Annotated in this window: 15 protein-coding genes; 7 read left to right on the top strand and 8 right to left on the bottom strand. The window is 71.2% G+C overall.

What is annotated here, in order from left to right; genetic code table 11:
* Positions 1–66: 66 nt before the first annotated feature.
* The gene (gene rqcH / locus EXE48_RS11205) at positions 67–2,250 is read right to left on the bottom strand and encodes a ribosome rescue protein RqcH (RefSeq protein WP_137711432.1); all 2,184 of its coding nucleotides are present in this window, start codon (positions 2,248–2,250) and stop codon (positions 67–69) included.
* An 82-nt stretch (positions 2,251–2,332) separates the two neighbouring features.
* Positions 2,333–4,057, bottom strand: a complete 1,725-nt coding sequence (locus EXE48_RS11210; protein WP_137711433.1) for a tRNA uridine(34) 5-carboxymethylaminomethyl modification radical SAM/GNAT enzyme Elp3 — start codon at positions 4,055–4,057, stop codon at positions 2,333–2,335.
* An 87-nt stretch (positions 4,058–4,144) separates the two neighbouring features.
* On the opposite strand from EXE48_RS11210, the gene EXE48_RS11215 reads away from it, so the two are divergent.
* Positions 4,145–5,662 (top strand): DUF790 family protein, encoded by a 1,518-nt coding sequence (locus EXE48_RS11215; RefSeq protein ID WP_053771452.1) that lies wholly within the window; start codon positions 4,145–4,147, stop codon positions 5,660–5,662.
* A 10-nt stretch (positions 5,663–5,672) separates the two neighbouring features.
* Here EXE48_RS11215 and EXE48_RS11220 read toward each other — a convergent pair whose 3' ends face one another.
* Both EXE48_RS11220 and EXE48_RS11225 read right to left on the bottom strand, forming a co-directional pair.
* On the bottom strand, positions 5,673–6,203 hold the full coding sequence (locus EXE48_RS11220) for a DUF7122 family protein (protein ID WP_137711434.1): 531 nt from the start codon (positions 6,201–6,203) through the stop codon (positions 5,673–5,675).
* Positions 6,200–7,156, bottom strand: coding sequence for an RsmB/NOP family class I SAM-dependent RNA methyltransferase (locus EXE48_RS11225; RefSeq protein ID WP_121599576.1), 957 nt, complete (start codon positions 7,154–7,156; stop codon positions 6,200–6,202). The genes EXE48_RS11220 and EXE48_RS11225 overlap by 4 nt, the downstream gene beginning before the upstream one ends.
* A gap of 97 nt (positions 7,157–7,253) precedes the next feature.
* On the opposite strand from EXE48_RS11225, the gene EXE48_RS11230 reads away from it, so the two are divergent.
* On the top strand, positions 7,254–7,994 hold the full coding sequence (locus tag EXE48_RS11230; RefSeq protein ID WP_137705548.1) for a proteasome assembly chaperone family protein: 741 nt from the start codon (positions 7,254–7,256) through the stop codon (positions 7,992–7,994).
* Between the two features lie 17 nt (positions 7,995–8,011).
* Here EXE48_RS11230 and EXE48_RS11235 read toward each other — a convergent pair whose 3' ends face one another.
* A complete protein-coding gene (locus EXE48_RS11235; protein WP_121599578.1) occupies positions 8,012–9,400 on the bottom strand; it encodes an isochorismate synthase in 1,389 nt (462 codons plus the stop codon).
* A gap of 102 nt (positions 9,401–9,502) precedes the next feature.
* The gene (locus EXE48_RS11240) at positions 9,503–10,117 is read right to left on the bottom strand and encodes a sulfite oxidase-like oxidoreductase (RefSeq protein WP_121599579.1); all 615 of its coding nucleotides are present in this window, start codon (positions 10,115–10,117) and stop codon (positions 9,503–9,505) included.
* A 242-nt stretch (positions 10,118–10,359) separates the two neighbouring features.
* Here EXE48_RS11240 and EXE48_RS11245 point away from each other — a divergent pair, with 242 nt between their 5' ends.
* The 3 genes from EXE48_RS11245 to EXE48_RS11255 all read left to right on the top strand — a co-directional run bounded on the left by EXE48_RS11245 (position 10,360) and on the right by EXE48_RS11255 (position 13,021).
* Positions 10,360–10,575 (top strand): ribbon-helix-helix domain-containing protein, encoded by a 216-nt coding sequence (locus tag EXE48_RS11245; protein ID WP_004598554.1) that lies wholly within the window; start codon positions 10,360–10,362, stop codon positions 10,573–10,575.
* Positions 10,576–10,670: 95 nt separating this feature from the next.
* On the top strand, positions 10,671–10,949 hold the full coding sequence (locus EXE48_RS11250) for a UPF0058 family protein (protein ID WP_053771458.1): 279 nt from the start codon (positions 10,671–10,673) through the stop codon (positions 10,947–10,949).
* A gap of 161 nt (positions 10,950–11,110) precedes the next feature.
* On the top strand, positions 11,111–13,021 hold the full coding sequence (locus EXE48_RS11255; protein WP_137711435.1) for a rhomboid family intramembrane serine protease: 1,911 nt from the start codon (positions 11,111–11,113) through the stop codon (positions 13,019–13,021).
* Between the two features lie 36 nt (positions 13,022–13,057).
* Here the strand turns inward: EXE48_RS11255 and EXE48_RS11260 are convergent, their stop codons facing one another.
* Both EXE48_RS11260 and EXE48_RS11265 read right to left on the bottom strand, forming a co-directional pair.
* A complete protein-coding gene (locus tag EXE48_RS11260) occupies positions 13,058–13,681 on the bottom strand; it encodes an METTL5 family protein (protein ID WP_053771460.1) in 624 nt (207 codons plus the stop codon).
* Between the two features lie 3 nt (positions 13,682–13,684).
* Entirely contained in the window at positions 13,685–14,074 is a 390-nt protein-coding gene (locus EXE48_RS11265; RefSeq protein ID WP_121599582.1) for a DUF7961 family protein, read from the bottom strand.
* A 388-nt stretch (positions 14,075–14,462) separates the two neighbouring features.
* On the opposite strand from EXE48_RS11265, the gene EXE48_RS11270 reads away from it, so the two are divergent.
* Positions 14,463–15,416, top strand: a complete 954-nt coding sequence (locus EXE48_RS11270) for a transcription initiation factor IIB (protein WP_053771462.1) — start codon at positions 14,463–14,465, stop codon at positions 15,414–15,416.
* Positions 15,417–15,499: 83 nt separating this feature from the next.
* Positions 15,500–15,934: a universal stress protein gene (locus EXE48_RS11275; RefSeq protein WP_137711436.1), complete on the top strand. Its 435-nt coding sequence runs from the start codon at positions 15,500–15,502 to the stop codon at positions 15,932–15,934.
* Position 15,935: the final 1 nt, after the last annotated feature.

The following is a 15,935-nucleotide window of genomic DNA, read 5'->3' on the forward strand; positions in this document are numbered from 1 at the left end:
CTCGGTCGCGGAGGCTTGAAAACGTCGCGTTCGGGCCGACGCAAGGCACTCGGTCGAGAGTGAGTCTCAGTCGACGATGTCCGACCCGCCCGGCGGCAGGAACTCCTGTAGCCGGTCGGCGCTCGCGACCTTCCGCACGAACGACTGGTCCGCGAACCGCTCTTTCAGGGTCCGGTAGGCCATCATCGCGGCGTCGTTCTGCGCGTACATCCCCGGCTCGAAGGTGACGTGCGCGGCCGCGCGGTCGACGATCGCCGACGGCGGCCCGCCGATGGCGCGGGTGACGGGCTCGCACTGGACGCCGACCGCGATCCGGCAGGGAACGTCCTCGAAGTACGTGCGGTCGCCGCGGATCACGAAGCTCCCCTTCTCGATGTACTCGCCGCTCTCGGGCGTCTTCGACACTTGGTCCGGCTCGACCATGTACGCGTCGCCCGCGCCGCGGCCGTCCTTCCAGTCCGACGAGTAGGAGACGGCGAACTGCGCGGCCTCGCGCAGGGTCTCCTCGGAGAAGTCGACGGGGTCGGCCGACTCCGACGGCCCCGACGCCTTCAGGATCGTCACCGGTCCGCCGTGCGCCTGCGTGTGGAAGAACCGGTCGTGCTTGCTCATGTACTTCTTCACCAGCTCCTCGTTCTGGTCGGCGTTACGGCCGCCGATGACGAGGTATCCCGTGGAGGTGCGGAACCAGCGGAACCGCTCGAACCAGTCGTCCGGGCTGCGGATCGGGATCGACGACCGCGACAGCCAGTCGGTCTCGTACTCCTCGTCGGCGTCGCCCTCGTCGTCAGCGTCGCCTCCCTCGTCGGCGGCCTGCTGCTCCTCCCACTCCCGCTTCCGCTCCTTGACGGCCTCCAGCTCCTCGCGGGTCGACTCGATCGCCTCCTTCGCGCCCGCCTTCTTCTCCTCGACGCGCTTCGCCTCCCGGTAGAGCCGGTCGGCGTTGACCTCCACGCCCTCGCTGGCGTCGAGTTCGACCCGGGTCGTCCCGCCGTCGTCGCCCTCCTCGTCGAGCTCGACCGTCACGGTCCCCTCGCCGCCGTCGACGCCGACGACGGCCTGCGCGGCCTCGATCCCGCGCTCGGCGCCGGCGTCGAGCGTCGCCTCGATCTCGTCCCACGGCACCTCGTTCTCGCGGGCCTCGCGCACGGTCGAGATCACCTCGTCGACGAGGTCGTAGTTCGCGTACAGCAGCTCGGCGCGCTCGCGCTCGGCCTGCGCCTGCTCCTCGAACCCCTCGATCGCCCCCTTCTGCTGTTCGATGATCCGCTCCTGTTTGGCGATCTCCTCCTCGAAGTCCGGGCGGGAGCTGCCGGCGTCGGCGGGCGCCTCGCCGTCGTCGGTCGCCTCGCTCCCCAGCCGGTGGAAGTACTCGTCGACGGCGTCGTTGAACGAGTCGAAGCCGACGCTCGGGAGGTCCTCGTGCTCGGCGAGCGGGAACGGCGTCACGTCGACGACCCGAGGTTCGCCGCCGTCGCCGTCGGTCCCGTCGCCCTCGACCGACTCCTCGTACACGCGGGGGTCGACGTCGCCGGAGCGGAGCCGCTCGTCGATCCGGGCGAGCGCGTCGTGGAGCGCGCGGAGCTGGTCGTCGGTCGCCTCCTCGATCGGCGTCTCCTTCGGCACGCCGGCCCGCGTACACACCTCCTCGGCGTACAGGCCGCCGAGGTTCAGCTGCGTCGCGAGCGTGCGCACCACGTCGCTGTCCGACTCGCGCATGTGGCGCTCGAACCCGCCGTAGCTCACGTCGAGCGGGTTCAGCCGGGAGGCCGGGTACTCGTACTGCGAGCCGGGCGCGACGGTTCGGGACTTGAGCCGCACCGTCGAGAGCGCCCCGATCACCTCGCCCGTCTCGTCGAGCGCGGCGACGTTCCCCTGCCCGAACAGCTCCGCGACGAGGGTGGTGTTCCCGTCCTCGCGCTCGAACTCGAAGGTGAGGATGCGGTCGAACTCGTACTGCTCGACGCCCGCGAAGTCCGCGCCCGACATGCGGTTCCGCAGCATCTTCGCGAAGTTGGGCGGGCGGCCCGGCGCGTCCGCGACGTGCGCCGGGTCGGCGGCGTGCGCGCGCTTCACGTCGCCCACCTCGATCATGAGCTCGACGCGGCCGCGGTCGAAGTCGCGCAGCTTCAGCCGGAGCAGGTCGTCGTCGTAGAGGTACGCCTTGTCGACCTTCGCGCCCTCGTACCGATTGAGTTCGGTGACGAGCGCGGCGAGGTCGATGCTCGACAGCTCCCGCTTCTGGTCCATATCCAAGACAGACCGGCGGGCCGGAAAAAGGCGTGTCGTTGTGGGTGCGGCGGGGAAGCGACCGAGCGCGCGCTCGATCCGGTCAGATCCGCTTCGACACGTACGGGCCGTCCTGCCGGTAGCCGAGCTTGTTCCGGTAGTACTCGCGGGCGCCGATGCCCGAGATGACCGCGACCTTGTCGTAGCCGGCATCGCGGGCGAGTTCCTCGGCGCGTTCGAGGAGCCGCGTGCCGTACCCCTGGTGCTGCCAGTCGCCGTCGCCGCCGATGCCGACCTCGTTGCCGTACACGTGCAGCTCGCGGACCAGGGCGGCGTCTTCGAGCTCCGGGCGGATCGGGTCGCTCTTGGTCCCGGGTGCGCCGGGCTGGTCGGGCGCGAACGAGGGGAATCGCAGTCGGCAGAAGCCGACGAGCAGGTCCCGGACGGGGTCCTCGAAGGAGATAAAGTGCTCCGTGCCGCCGCCGGCCTCGTAGGTGAGCACGTCGAGTTCCACGTCGTCCGGGTCCGGGTCGGCGTCGTTGTGCCCGACCTCGCGGGCGCGGATGTCGCGCTGGACGATCCCCTTCTCCTCGGCGCGCTGCGCCGCGAGCTGTCGGAGGTTCGACTTCTGGACGCCGGCGTCGATGAAGTCCGCGGGGATGTCGCGCTGGACGCGCTGGAGCCGCGTGTACTTCGGGATCTGGTCCATCACGTCGGCGACGAGGTCGGCCGCCTCCTCGCTGGTGAGCGGGTCGAAGTCGTCGCGGCGCCAGCGGTCGTACACGCGGGTCCCCTCGACGACGAGGGTGGGGTAGATCTTCAGGTAGTCGGGCCGCCAGTCGGGGTTCTCGAACAGCTGGCGGAAGTCCTCCAGACACATCTCGCGGGTCATCCCCGGCTGGCCGGGCATCATGTGGAAGCCGACCTTGAACGCCGCGTCGCGGAGGCGGCGGTTCGCGTTGCGGGAGGCCTCGTTGCCGTGCCCGCGATGCATCTCGCGGTTGATCCGCTCGTAGGTGGTCTGGACGCCGACCTCGACCTTCGTGCCGCCCAGGTCGAGCATGCGGTCGATCTGCTCGGGGTCACACCAGTCCGGCTTCGTCTCGAACGTCGTCCCGATGTTGCGGATCGCGTTCGTCTCGTTCTCGGCGATCACGTCTTCGAGGTACTCGAACTCGGTGTCCTCCGGCGCGGGCGCGAACGACTCGCCCTCGGCGGGCTCCGGCTCCTTGTCGAGGTCGTAGTCGTTCATCGCCTGGAGCGCGCGCTTCACGAACCACTCCTGGTAGTCGTGCGAGCGCGCCGTCATCGTTCCCCCCATCAGGATGAGTTCCACCTTGTCGACCGGGTGGCCGATCTTCCGGAGCTGTTCGAGCCGGAGGGTGACCTGTCCGTACGGGTCGTAGTCGTTCTGCTCGCCGCGGGCCGCAGCGGGCTCGTGGCCCGTGTACGACTGCGCCGAGGAGAACTCGGAGGCCGGGCCGCCGGGGCAGTAGAGGCACTTCCCGTGCGGGCACAGCTTCGGCGAGGTCATGATCGCGACGGGGGAGACGCCCGAGGCGGTCCGGACGGGCTTGCGCTGGACCACCTCGATCACGTCGTCGCGCGCCTCGGCGGGAGCGTGGTCCAGTATCTCGGTGTTCTTCGGCACCTTCGGGGAGCCGAACTCCGAACAGGCGTCGAGCTTGGCGCGTTCGAGGTCGTCGCGCTCGATCTCGCCCGCGAGGATGCGGTCGACGAGGTGTTCGCAGGTGCGGACGAACGCCTCCGAGTCGGTGCCGTCCCCGGAAGCGGCGTCGTCGGCGTCGCCCGCCGCGTCGGTACTCATTACGCCTCGATCGACGGGTTTCGGAGTTAAGCGTGTCGCACCGGGGAAACCGGCCGGTTTTTGGCCGACACCCGCGTAGCCGCGGCCGTGTTACGGAAGGACCTCCTGCGCGTCTCCCGGGCGGGCGGCGGCTACCGTCCGCGGTTCGCCGGCCGGGAGCACCGCCCGCTCGCGGCCCGCGTACTCGGGACGTTCGAGTCGCACGTCGGCGAGCGCCGCGGCGACCTCGACGACGCGCTGGCGGACCTGGAGGCCGACGCGGCGGCGCGGAACGGCGACTTCAAGCTCGTCCGCGGGCTCGCGGCGCTCGTCGAGCGCGAGTGCGAGTTCGAGACGCGCGCGCCGGTCCCGCCGCGCCGCGTCCGGCGCGCGGCGTTCGAGGCGGCCGAGGCGGTCGGCGTCGCGAGCGAGGCGGACCGCGAGGTCGCGGTCGAGCGCGCCGCGGACGCGCTGGGGATCGAGCCCGGCGACGTGGCGGCGTCGCTGTACGCCGACCGCGACGTGGAACGGGTGCTCGTCGACGCCGACGTGCGCTGGGACCCGGACGCCCTGTTGGAGCAGTACGATCTCTCCTTGGCCCAGACGGCGCTGTTCGACGCCACCGAGGTCCGGGTGCGGTCGAACGACCCGAAGCGGCTGGTCTCGGCGGTGAAGCGCCTGCGGTTGATGTACGAGGTCGAGCGGACGCCCGAGGGGAGGGAACTCGTCGTCACCGGCCCCGACGCGCTGTTCTCGCGGACGAGGCGGTACGGGACCGCCTTCGCGCGGTTGCTCCGGACGGTCGCAAAGTCGGCGGAGTGGTCGCTGGAGGCGACGATAGACGACCGCGGCCGCGAGCGCACGATGCGCCTCTCGGACGGCGACGTGACGGTGCCGGCCGTCGAGCCCGTCGCGGAGCCCGACTTCGACAGCGGGGTCGAGGCGGACTTCGCCGGCCGGTTCCGCGGGCTCGACCTCGACTGGACGCTCGTCCGCGAGCCGGAGCCGCTGGAGGCGGGCGCGAGCGTGATGATCCCCGACTTCGCGTTCGACTACGCCCACGCCGACTTCCGGCTGTTCTTCGAGGTGATGGGCTTCTGGACCCCCGAGTACGTGGACAAGAAGCTCGGGCAGCTGGCGGACGTGGAAGACGTGGACCTGCTGGTCGCCGTCGACGAGAGCCTCGGCGTCGGCGAGGAGATAGCCGCGCGCGACCACCGCGTCGTCACCTACTCCGGGACGGTGCGGGTGAAGGACGTGGTCGACGTGCTCCGCGAGTACGAGGCCGACTTCGCCGCGGACGCGGCCGCGGACCTCCCCGACGCGCTGTCGCCCGAGGCGGACGTGATCGGACTCGACGACCTCGCGGACGAGCACGGGGTGAGCGTCGGCGCGATCGAGGGCAAGTCGTTCCCCGACCACGATCGGATCGGGCGGACGCTCGCGCGGCCGGCGGTACTGGAGGCGGTCGGGGGAGAGATCGACGCCGGGATGGCGCTCTCCGAGGCAGAGTCGGTCCTCGACGAGTACGGCGTCGACGACGCCAGCGCCGCGCTCTCGCGGCTCGGCTACCGTGTCGAGTGGGAGGGCCTCGGCGGGGGGACCGTGCGGGAGAAGGAGTCGTGACGGCGGTCGGTCACTCCGCGACCGGGAGGTCCGTGCGGCTGCCCTTCGGTACCACCGAGCGCAGTTCGTCGTAGAGGTACAGCCCGACGCCGATCGGGACCGACTCGTCGGCGACCTCGTGGGTCGCGATCAGGTACCCCCAGTCGCCGTCCCACTCGGGCAGGTCCTGGTCGTCCCCGGCGGCGAAGGCGACCGCCCGCTCCGGGCCGAGTTCGATCACGTTCTTCGTCGCGCGCGATCCGAACCGCGAGACCGCCCGCCCCGTCGGCTTCCAGTGCTCCTGTCGCGTCCGGAGGAACGTCATGCCGACCGCCTCGACCTCGCTGGGGTCGGTCGCCTCGCCGTTGAAGATCCAGATCTTCCCGGCCCCCTTCTCCCAGAAGGAGTACCCGGCGAAGGTGTCCCGACCGATCCCGAACCGCTCTTCCCACCAGTCGAGGACCTCCTCGCGGCTCGCGCGACCCTCGACCGCGCGGTCGGCGGGGCTCTCCGGCAGCCGGTCGAACTGCTGCCCGTCGTTGGCGGGCGCGTCGTCGCTCATGCGTCCACCTCCCCGCCGTCGGCGACCGCGCCCCCGTCGCCGGCCGCTCCGCCCACGCGTAGCTTCGCGCAGAAGAACCCGCCCGTGTCGTTGCGGTGGGGGTAGATCCGCTTCGCGCGCGTCACCGACTCGTCGTACGCCTCGCCGTCCCAGTCGGTCACGCCGGGGTCTGTGTCGAGCGGGAGGTCGAAGTCGACCAGCTCGCAGTCCTCGCTCGCGAGGACGTGGTCGAGGACGGCCTCGTTCTCCTCGGGCGCGAACGTACACGTGGAGTAGACGACGACGCCGCCGGGGCGGGTCGCCTGGACCGCCCGCGCCAGGACGCCCTTCTGGATCCCCGCGACCGCGTGGACGTGGTCGAGCGTCCACTGGTCCAAGACGTCCGGGTTCTTGCGACAGGTGCCCTCGCAGGAGCAGGGCGCGTCGACCAGCGCGCGGTCGAACTCGTCGAACGCGAGCGGCTTCGTCGAGAAGTTGCGGGCGTCCTGGTTCGTGACGATCGTATTCGTGATCCCGAGGCGCTCGGCGTTGTGCCGGAGCGCGGAGAGCCGCCCGAGGTTGTTGTCGTTGGCGACGACGGTGCCCTCGTCGTCCATGGCGTCCGCGATCTGCGTCGTCTTGCTGCCGGGCGCCGCGCAGGCGTCCCAGACGCGCTCGCCCGGTTGCGGGTCGAGCGCGAGCCCGGGCAGCACGGACACCTCCTCCTGGCCGTGCGTCCAGCCGTGGACGTACGGCCAGTTGCCGCCGGGGTTCCCGTCCGGGAGCCGGAACAGGCCGTCGTGCCAGTCGACCGGCTCGTAGGCGACGCCCGCCTCGTCGAACGCCTCGCGGACGCGGGCCGGCGTCGCCGCGATGCCGTTCGTGCGCACGACCGAGGGGAGGGGCCGGTCGCACGCCGCCCGGAACGCGTCGACGTCGTCGACGAGCGGCTCGTAACGGTCGAGCGGATTCATAGCCCCCCCTTTCGCGTCGGGGCGTTAGACGGTTTCGGGACTCGGGCGGCGTCGTTCCGCGCCGCACCTTTAGGTCCGCCCCGGGCGTACGGGCGCCATGGCACGCATTACCGTCCTCGACGACGGCGTCTCGCTGGACGCGCCCACCCTGATCGAGGGGTTCCCCGGCGTCGGCCTCGTCGGCAAGATAGCGACCGACCACCTGATCGACGTCCACGGGATGACTCACTACGCGAACGTCCACTGCGACGGGCTCCCGCCGGTGGCCGTCTACCGCGAGTCCGAGACGGCCGCGACGACGCCGGTGCGGTTGTACGCGGACCCGGATAACGACCTCGTCGCGCTCCGCAGCGACGTGCCGGTGAACCCGAGCGCGGCGACGGAGGTCGCGGCGTGTCTCGGATCGTGGTTCGATGAGATCGACCTGTTCCCGGTCTTCCTGTCGGGTCTCGGCCGCGAGAAGGACGAGGCGCCGCCGGAGCTGTACGGGATCGCCACCGGCGACGGCGGCGAGGCGCTGGCTCGGGCCGACGTGGCCGAGCCGTCCGAGTCCGGACTCGTCTCCGGCCCCACGGGAGCGATGCTCGCGGCCGCGCTGGAGCACGGCCGCGACGCGGTCGGCCTCGTCGTCGAGTCCGACCCGCGGTTCCCCGACCCGGAGGCGGCGCGGGTGCTCATCGCCGACGGCATCGACCCGATCGCCGGGATCGAGACGCCGACGGACGGGCTGGTCGAACAGGCGACCGAGATCCGGGACGCGAAACAACAGCTCGCCGAGCGGATGCGAGAGGCGACCGAAGAGAGCTCGCAGGCCGAGCCGCTGAAGATGTTCCAGTAGCGGTTCGCGATCGGGGGCTATCGACCGCCCGCGTCACCGTCGTCGCCCTCCAGCTCGTCGAGGATCGGCCGGTACTTCAGCTGGACCTCGTCCCACTCCCGGTCGGGGTCGGAGTCGGAGACGATGCCGACGCCCGCGAACAGCGTGGCGCGCCGGCGGGTCGCGACCGCAGAGCGGATCGCGACCGCGAACGCGCCGTTGCCCGCGGCGTCGATCCAGCCGACCGGCGCGGCGTACCAGCCGCGGTCGAACGGCTCCGTCTCGCGGATCGTCGCCAGCGCGCGGTCCGGCGGCAGCCCGCCGACCGCCGGCGTCGGGTGGAGCGCCTCGACCAGGTCGAGCACGTGGCGGTCCGCGTCCAGCTCGGCGGTGATCGGCGTGTGGAGGTGTTGGACCGTCGCGAGGCGACGGACGCGACGCTCGCCCGCGGAGATGGACGCCGCGAACGGCTCCAGCTGGTCCCGGACCGTCTCCGCGACCAGCTCGTGTTCGTGGACGTTCTTCTCGTCGTCGAGGAGCTCCCGCGCGAGCCACTCGTCCTCGCTCGGCGTCTCGCCGCGGCCGGTCGTCCCGGCGAGCGCGTCGGTCTCGACGGTACGGCCGCGCAGCGAGACCAGCCGCTCGGGCGTGGCGCCGAAGAAGGCGCTCTCGCCGGCCTCGGGCTCGAACCAGTAGCGGTGGCAGTCCGGGTACTTCTCCGCGAGGCGCTCCAGCGTCGCCGCGCGCGGGAAGTCGGCCGCGAGGTCGGCCTCCAGCGCCTGGGCCAACACCACCTTCCGGAGGTCGCCGTCGCGGATCCGGTCGACCGCCGCGACGACGCTCTCGCGCCAGGCCTCGGGGCTCGTGGTCCGCCGGCTCTCGCTGATCCCGGGCCGGGGTGGCCGGTCCCCGCGGCCGTCAGCGTCGCCACCCGGCGCCTCGCCGACGCCGTCGAGGGCGGCGAAGCGGTCGACCTCGCTCGCCAGCCGGTCCTCGACCGCGGAGACGTCGGCGTCGTCGCCGACCGCGTTGACCGTCAGCCACGCGCCGTTGTCCGCGACGGTCAGCTGGACGCGGGGCAGCACGAACCGGGCCTCCGGGAACGGCGTCCACGGGTCGCCGTCGCAGGCCCCCTCGTGGAAGGCGAAGCCGCCGAAGACCCTTGGGCGGGCCGCCTCGGTGCCGGCGTGGACGTCGCCTGACTCGAACAGTTCGGTCGTCGCGTCGCGGATCGCCGCGAAGCGGTCGCCGCCGGCGGCGGTCAGGGTGGCCGCCGCGCCGCCGCCGATCACCAGCGCGTCGCCGGGCGCGCTCCAGGTCGTTCGCGGCGCCGGAAGCGCGTCGAACGCCGCCGCGAACGCCGGTTCGTCGATCGCCGTGGTCCGGCTGACCAGCGGCGGTGACGACCGAGAGCGCGCCCCTTTCATACGTACCGAGTCGGGGCCGTGGACCCTTTATCCTGACTATCGGGGCGGAGCGGACGGGAGAGATCCGAGCGGCGAAACGGGCGGGCGACGGACCCCGCGCGATCAGCTGTAACGCTCCTCGTTCCAGGGGTTCGCCGTGTCGCTGTACCCGCGCTTCTCCCAGTAGCCGAGCTCGGGCTCCGTCAGGAGCTCCACGCCCGAGACCCACTTCGCGCCCTTGTAGGCGTACTTGTGCGGGGTGACGACGCGGATCGGGCCGCCGTGGTCCGCCGGGAGGTCATCGCCGTCGAAGCCGTACGCCAGCTGGACGCCCGGCTTCGTACACTCGTCGAGCGGGAGGTCGGTCGTGTAGCCGTCGAGCGAGTGGAACATGACGTGTTCGGCGTCGTCGCGGACGCCCGCGAGGGCGGCGAGGTCAGCGAACGCGACGCCGGTGAACTCGCAGTCGAACTTGCTCCACCCCGTCACGCAGTGGAAGTCCTGTCGCTGGGTGACGGCCGGGAGGTCGCGGAACTCGTCGAGCGAGAACGAGCGCGGCTCCTCGACGGCGCCCCACACCTCCAGTTCGAACGTCTCCGGGTCCCACGACGGCGTGCCGCTCTTCGAGAGGACGGGGAAGCCGTCGGTCTCGCGCTGGCCCGGCGGGAGCCGGTCGTCGCCGTACTCGCGGTAGAGGTCGGTGAGGTCCTCGGCGGCCTCGACGCCGGAGTCGGTCATGGAACCCGATTCGGCCCGGACCGACGTATGGATGTCGCTCCCGGAGCCGGGCGGGCGACCGAGTGCGCCGCGTTCGGCGAGCCCCCATCGGTCGAGGCGTGAATGCCGCGCGGCGTTCGCACAATTCCAAGGCAAATTTTGAGGACGGAAAATGAACTTTTCTGTCGTCGTTTTGCGTTTTCATATCGGCGGATCTGCGACGCCAATTTTATATACGCCATGCCACAAGAGCCGGACAGCAAATGCCACGAGTGAAGATAACCGTGCCGGAGCATCTGGAGATGCAGATAGCCCAGATGGTCGAGGAGGGGGAGTTCCTCAACCGGGAGGAGGCGGTCGAGGAGCTGCTGTCGACTGGCATCAAGGCGTACAAGACGAGCGGCCCGCGAGACGACGACGACTCCAACGGATTCGAAGACGAGGGGATGATGGGCCACGAAGACGAGTACGTCTTCTGAGCGAACGACGCTCCTCAGCGGCAGTCTCCGCGGCGCGGAACCGTGCGTACCCCCCTCAACAACCCTTATAGGGCCCACATCCCGTATCCGTGGGTATGCACAAGGACGAGCTGCTCGAACTCCACGAACAGATGGTGACGATCATGGAGCACTTCCGCGCGCAGGAGTCCGTCGACGGCTCGCTGTTCGACCCGTACGACGAGCTCGACGTCGACCCCTCGCACGTCCACAAGTCGAAGAGCGAGCACAAGCACGCGGTGTTCGTCCTCGGGAACGCCCTGGCGAACGCGATGAGCGAAGACGAGTTCTCGCCCGCCGGCCGCGTCGGCAAGCGGATGGAGGAGCTCGCCGACGACGCCGAGAACAAGATCTGAGGGCCCGTTCCGGAACCCTCGGCCCGAGCCAGCTCCTTCCGGACCCCCCGCCTTCGCGCCGACGCCCGATCCCCGCTCCCGAGTTCCGTCCGTCGCCGCCCATCTTCGGTCCCCGCTCCCGACCCCCGTATTGATGTGTGCGCGGCCCCGTCGAACCTGACATGGTCGCAGAGGCGCTGACGGCGGACGCCGTTCACCTCGCCGCCGGGGGCGTCGCGCTCGCCGTCGCGCTCGCCGTCGTGTACTTCGTCGACCGCCCGAGCGGCGACTGGACGCGGGCGCTCCGGTCCCGACTCCTCCTCGGCGTCCCGTGGGGGACGCTGGTCGTGATGGCGGGCGTGGTGGGGGTGTACCTGTTCGTCCAGTCCGGCCTCGACAACCCGAACCGGCCGGTCGTCATCCCGTTCCGGTCGTGGTCGTACTTCTACCCGGAGGGGCTCGTCTGGTCGAGTTTCGCGCACGCGGGCCGCGGCCACATCACCGGCAACCTCCTCGCCGCTATCGTCGCCGGCGGCCTCTCGGAGTACGCGTACGGCCACTTCCCCGACGGTCGTGAGGTCGGGGAGGCGGACCGGCTCGCCGTCCGCCTTCGACGCCTGCCGAGTCGCGTGTGGGCGCTCCCGAGCCGAGCGCGGCGCCTTCCTCAGCGAATCCGAGCGGCGCCGGGTCGGCTCGCCGCCGTCGAGTCGCCCGCGGCGAACCCGTACGTCCGGGCGTTCCTGATCGTGCCCGGCGCCGCGGTCGCGTTCGGCCTCGTCTCCGCGCTGTTCGCGCTGGGGCCGGTGATCGGCTTCTCCGTCGTCGTGTTCGCGTACTGGGGGTTCGCGCTCGTCTCGCGCCCCGTCGCCGCGGTCGTCGCGATGGCCGGAACGACGCTCGTCGGCGTCCTCTACGACGCCGTCCGGGTCCCGGTGGCGTTCGCGGAGGCGTCCCCCTCCTACGGCGTGCCGGGGTGGGCGAACGTCGCGATACAGGGCCACGCGCTCGGGGTCATCGGCGGCGCGCTGGTCGCGGTCGTCCTGCTCCGGCGCCGCGGCCGAGCCCGGAACGGCGAGGGTCGGAGTGCCGACTCGGACGCGGCCGCGGGGCGGTGGCGGCACCACCCGGTCGCGACCGCCGACGGCGGCGGGACTCGCGCGGACGCGACGGAGCGGTCGGCGCTCGTCGTCTTCGGCGCGCTGCTCCTGTTCGGCGCGTCGCGCCGGCTGTGGGCGGTGTACTGGTACCTCGGCAACGAGCGCTACGAGCTGTACCGCGCGGTCGGCGTCGGGCTGCTCGCCCTGCTCGCGGCGATAGTCGCCGTCGCGGCCGTCTCGCGGGACGAGCCCATCTGGCCGGCCCGGGCGGTCCCGGACCCCGAGACGATCCGGGGCGGGATCCGGTCGGCGACGCCGGCGGCGGTCGGCCTCCTGCTGCTCGTCGCGGCGCTGGCGGTCGTCGCCGGGCCGGCCGTCGTCCCGAACCTCGTCGCGGTCGACGACGGCGACCTCCCCGGCGACCCGGTCGAGGTGGAGGGGTATCAGGTGACGTACGCGGAGGACGTGGAGAACCGGCTCGTTGGCGTCGTCGACGTCGAGGCGTTCGGCCGGTCGACGTCGGTCAACACCTCGGGGGTGATCGTCACCAACCTCGACCGCGAGATATGGACGACGGCCGTCTCGAAGGGGAACCTCGCGTTCTGGGGGTACCGCGCGGTCGACGTGGGCGGGACCGGCTGGCGCGAGACCGTGTGGGTCCAGCGGGTCGGCTGGGTGGCGGCGAACGGGGGGCCGACGTACCGGGTCGACGCGGTCCGTAACGAGACCCGACGGACGCTGTTCACGAGCGAACCGGCGCGCGCCGAGCCCCGGATCGACGGCCGCACCGTCGTCGTCGCGGCCGCGCGCGGGAGCTTCGAGCTGACGGTGATCGGCGGCAGCGGCAACAACGTCACGGCGCCGCTCCCGGCCGCGAACGAGTCGGTGACGGTTCGGGGGATCACCCTCGTGCGCGAGGGCGACGTCCTGTTCGCGGAGCGCGGCGAGACGCGGGTCCGGATCGCGCAGCGGGAGCGGTACGAGGGGCGTCAGTAGTCGAGACCGGCCGAACCGGAGCGGCGAGTGAGGAGCCTACGACCACTCGATCCGGTACACTTCGGTCTCGATGTCGCGCGCCGCGTCGGTGTGGTGGTCGAACTGCGCGTCGATCCGGAACTCGGCCGCGAAGGCGTGGGTCACCTCGCCGCCCTCGTCGGCGGCGAACGCCTCGACGAACTCCCGGCTCCCGCCGTTGTGGACCGAGTAGGAGACGTCGGCGAGGTCGCTCGCGACCGCGAGGAACTCCCGGTCGGCGTTGCGGTTCCCGTCCTGCGCGCCGAACGGCGGGTTCATCACGACGGTCGCCGGCTCCGCGACGGCGAGCGGGGGGCGCGTGGCGTCGCCGCGGACCCAGTGGACCGGCGCGCTGGCGGCGACGCGACGCTCGTTGGCCCGCGCGGTCGCGAGCGCGCCGCCGTCGAGTTCGAGGCCGACGACGCGGGCGGGACCGCGCAGCGCCGCGGCCAGCGCGAGCATCCCGGTCCCCGCGCCGAGGTCGATCACGGTCCGGCCGTCGACGTCGCCGTGGAGGTCGGCGAGGTGGACGACGTGGGCGGCCAGCTCCGGGGGCGTCGGGTACTGTTCGAGGGCGGCGTCCGGGCGCTCGAAGCCGGCGACGACGCCGAGCTTGGCCGCGAGCGACCGCTTCGTCGCCATCGGTCAGGCGGCGCCGTCGACGCGGACGAACTCGACGCCCTCGCGGTCGGCCCGTTCGGCGAGCGCCGCGAGCGCCGTGCGGGCCTCCTCGCACGGCTCGTCCTCGACGGCGACCTCGATCCGCCCGGCGCCGAGGAACGACGCCGCCCGGACGAGCCCGCGGAGGCGGTCGGCCTCGCGCTGGCGTTCGAGCGTGCCTTCGGCGTCGAACGCCGCCTCGGTCGCGACGGCGGCGGGCTGGTAGCCCCGGGCGGCGAGCCCCTGCTTGAGGTCGCGGAGGTGGTCGGGCGCGGTGCTGTCGAGGTCGGCCGCGTCGATGACGACCGGATCGACGTCTGCGGGGCGACAGCCGCGCAGCGTGCGTTCGATGCCGGACGAGGAGGTGGTACTCATACAATCCTATTGGCATAGGTTATACAAAAATCTTTATAGATGTTTGAAAGTAATAACTAGAGGTCAGGCGACGAGACGGGACGGCGACGAGCACGTCGAGCGCGGCGAGTGAGCGTCTCCGAGCGTTGGAATTCGCCCGCAGTGGGGCCACGACCTCGGGCCCTGAAATCCGGCGGCGAATCCGACCCCGGACCGCGGTCACGTTTCGTGCGTCACGGCGGCGGAGCGAGACGGGTCGCGGCCCGGGCCGATCCGACCCTATATTCCCAGATTCGTCGGTAAACGCGCTCTCCGAGCGGTTAACCGGGTGACCGAGCGCCCGCTTATCATAAGGATCGTTGATGGGGGTGGACAAGGCTTAAATGTGCGACTGACCACAAACCTTTTAATGGAACGTCCGAGTCGCCAGCGGCAACAGGAGCGGGACACGGAGCAGGAAACGGACGAATCGACGGTCTCCTGTCCGGAGTGTGACTCGGAGGACATCGTCACCGACGCCGACCAGGAACTCGTCTGCGAGGACTGCGGCCTCGTGCTGGACGAGCGCAACATCGACCGCGGGCCGGAGTGGCGCGCGTTCAACCACAACGAGCGGCAGTCCAAGTCGCGCGTCGGCGCTCCGATCACGGAGACGATGCACGACAAGGGGCTGACGACGACCATCGACTGGAAGGACAAGGACGCCTACGGCCGGTCGCTCTCCTCGGAGAAGCGCTCGCAGATGCACCGGCTGCGGAAGTGGCAGGAGCGAATTCGGACGAAGGACGCGGGCGAGCGCAACCTCCAGTTCGCGCTCTCCGAGATCGACCGCATGGCCAGCGCGCTCGGCGTCCCGCGGTCGGTACGCGAGGTCGCGTCCGTCATCTATCGCCGCGCGCTCAACGAGGACCTCATTCGGGGGCGATCAATCGAGGGCGTCTCCACCGCCGCGCTGTACGCCGCCTGCCGACAGGAGGGGATCCCCCGCAGCCTCGACGAAGTCGCCGACGTCTCGCGGGTCCCGCAAAAGGAGATCGGCCGGACGTACCGCTACATCTCCCAGGAGCTCGGCCTGGAGCTGAAGCCGGTCGACCCGAAGCAGTTCGTCCCCCGGTTCGCGTCCGCGCTCCAGCTCTCCGAGGAGGTCCAGTCGAAGGCGACCGAGATAATCGACGTCTCCGCGGAGCAGGGGCTCCTCTCCGGGAAGTCGCCCACCGGCTTCGCGGCCGCCGCCATCTACGCCGCGTCGCTGCTCTGTAACGAGAAGAAGACCCAGCGCGAGGTCGCCGACGTCGCGCAGGTCACCGAGGTCACCATCCGCAACCGGTACCAAGAGCAGATCGAAGCGATGGGGTTCCGGTAGAGAGGCGGCGCCGCCGCGGGGCTACCGCGGCGCGAGACAGTTGATCGGGTTTTTAATCGCTACCGGTCGAACTACGGGGTGAGATGTACTCAGAGATCCTCGTTCCCACCGACGGCAGCCCGGCGTCGGACGCCGCGATCGAACACGCGATCGACCTCGCGGACCGATACGACGCCCGCCTCCACGCGCTGTACGTCGTCGACGGTGCGGCGTACTCCAGCCTCGAGGCGGGCGCGGAGATCGTCGTCGAGGCGCTCGAATCGGAGGGCGAGGAGGCGACGACCCGCGTCGCGGAGGCCGCCGCGGACGCCGGCGTCGAGTGCGTCACCAGCGTCACGTCCGGGACCGCCTACCGGTCCATACACAACTACGTCGACGACCACGACATCGACGTCGTGGTGATGGGGACCCACGGGCGGAAGGGGATCGACCGCTACCTGCTCGGGAGCGTCACGGAGCGGGTCGTCCGCACGTCGGACGTACCGGTGTTGACCGTGCGACAGTCGACAAATGAGTAGT

The sequence above is a fragment of the Halorubrum sp. ASP1 genome (assembly GCF_005435135.1).
GTDB classification, from domain to species: domain Archaea; phylum Halobacteriota; class Halobacteria; order Halobacteriales; family Haloferacaceae; genus Halorubrum; species Halorubrum tropicale.

Excerpts from the sequence above, each read along its gene's own strand:
- EXE48_RS11275 (WP_137711436.1), top strand. The coding sequence starts at position 15,500 with ATGTACTCAGAGATCCTCGTTCCCACCGACGGCAGCCCGGCGTCGGAC.
- EXE48_RS11270 (WP_053771462.1), top strand. The coding sequence starts at position 14,463 with ATGGAACGTCCGAGTCGCCAGCGGCAACAGGAGCGGGACACGGAGCAG.
- EXE48_RS11240 (WP_121599579.1), bottom strand. The coding sequence starts at position 10,117 with ATGACCGACTCCGGCGTCGAGGCCGCCGAGGACCTCACCGACCTCTAC.
- EXE48_RS11210 (WP_137711433.1), bottom strand. The coding sequence starts at position 4,057 with ATGAGTACCGACGCGGCGGGCGACGCCGACGACGCCGCTTCCGGGGAC.
- EXE48_RS11235 (WP_121599578.1), bottom strand. The coding sequence starts at position 9,400 with ATGAAAGGGGCGCGCTCTCGGTCGTCACCGCCGCTGGTCAGCCGGACC.
- rqcH (WP_137711432.1), bottom strand. The coding sequence starts at position 2,250 with ATGGACCAGAAGCGGGAGCTGTCGAGCATCGACCTCGCCGCGCTCGTC.
- EXE48_RS11225 (WP_121599576.1), bottom strand. The coding sequence starts at position 7,156 with ATGAATCCGCTCGACCGTTACGAGCCGCTCGTCGACGACGTCGACGCG.
- EXE48_RS11230 (WP_137705548.1), top strand. The coding sequence starts at position 7,254 with ATGGCACGCATTACCGTCCTCGACGACGGCGTCTCGCTGGACGCGCCC.
- EXE48_RS11245 (WP_004598554.1), top strand. The coding sequence starts at position 10,360 with ATGCCACGAGTGAAGATAACCGTGCCGGAGCATCTGGAGATGCAGATA.
- EXE48_RS11255 (WP_137711435.1), top strand. The coding sequence starts at position 11,111 with ATGGTCGCAGAGGCGCTGACGGCGGACGCCGTTCACCTCGCCGCCGGG.
- EXE48_RS11260 (WP_053771460.1), bottom strand. The coding sequence starts at position 13,681 with ATGGCGACGAAGCGGTCGCTCGCGGCCAAGCTCGGCGTCGTCGCCGGC.
- EXE48_RS11265 (WP_121599582.1), bottom strand. The coding sequence starts at position 14,074 with ATGAGTACCACCTCCTCGTCCGGCATCGAACGCACGCTGCGCGGCTGT.
- EXE48_RS11220 (WP_137711434.1), bottom strand. The coding sequence starts at position 6,203 with ATGAGCGACGACGCGCCCGCCAACGACGGGCAGCAGTTCGACCGGCTG.
- EXE48_RS11250 (WP_053771458.1), top strand. The coding sequence starts at position 10,671 with ATGCACAAGGACGAGCTGCTCGAACTCCACGAACAGATGGTGACGATC.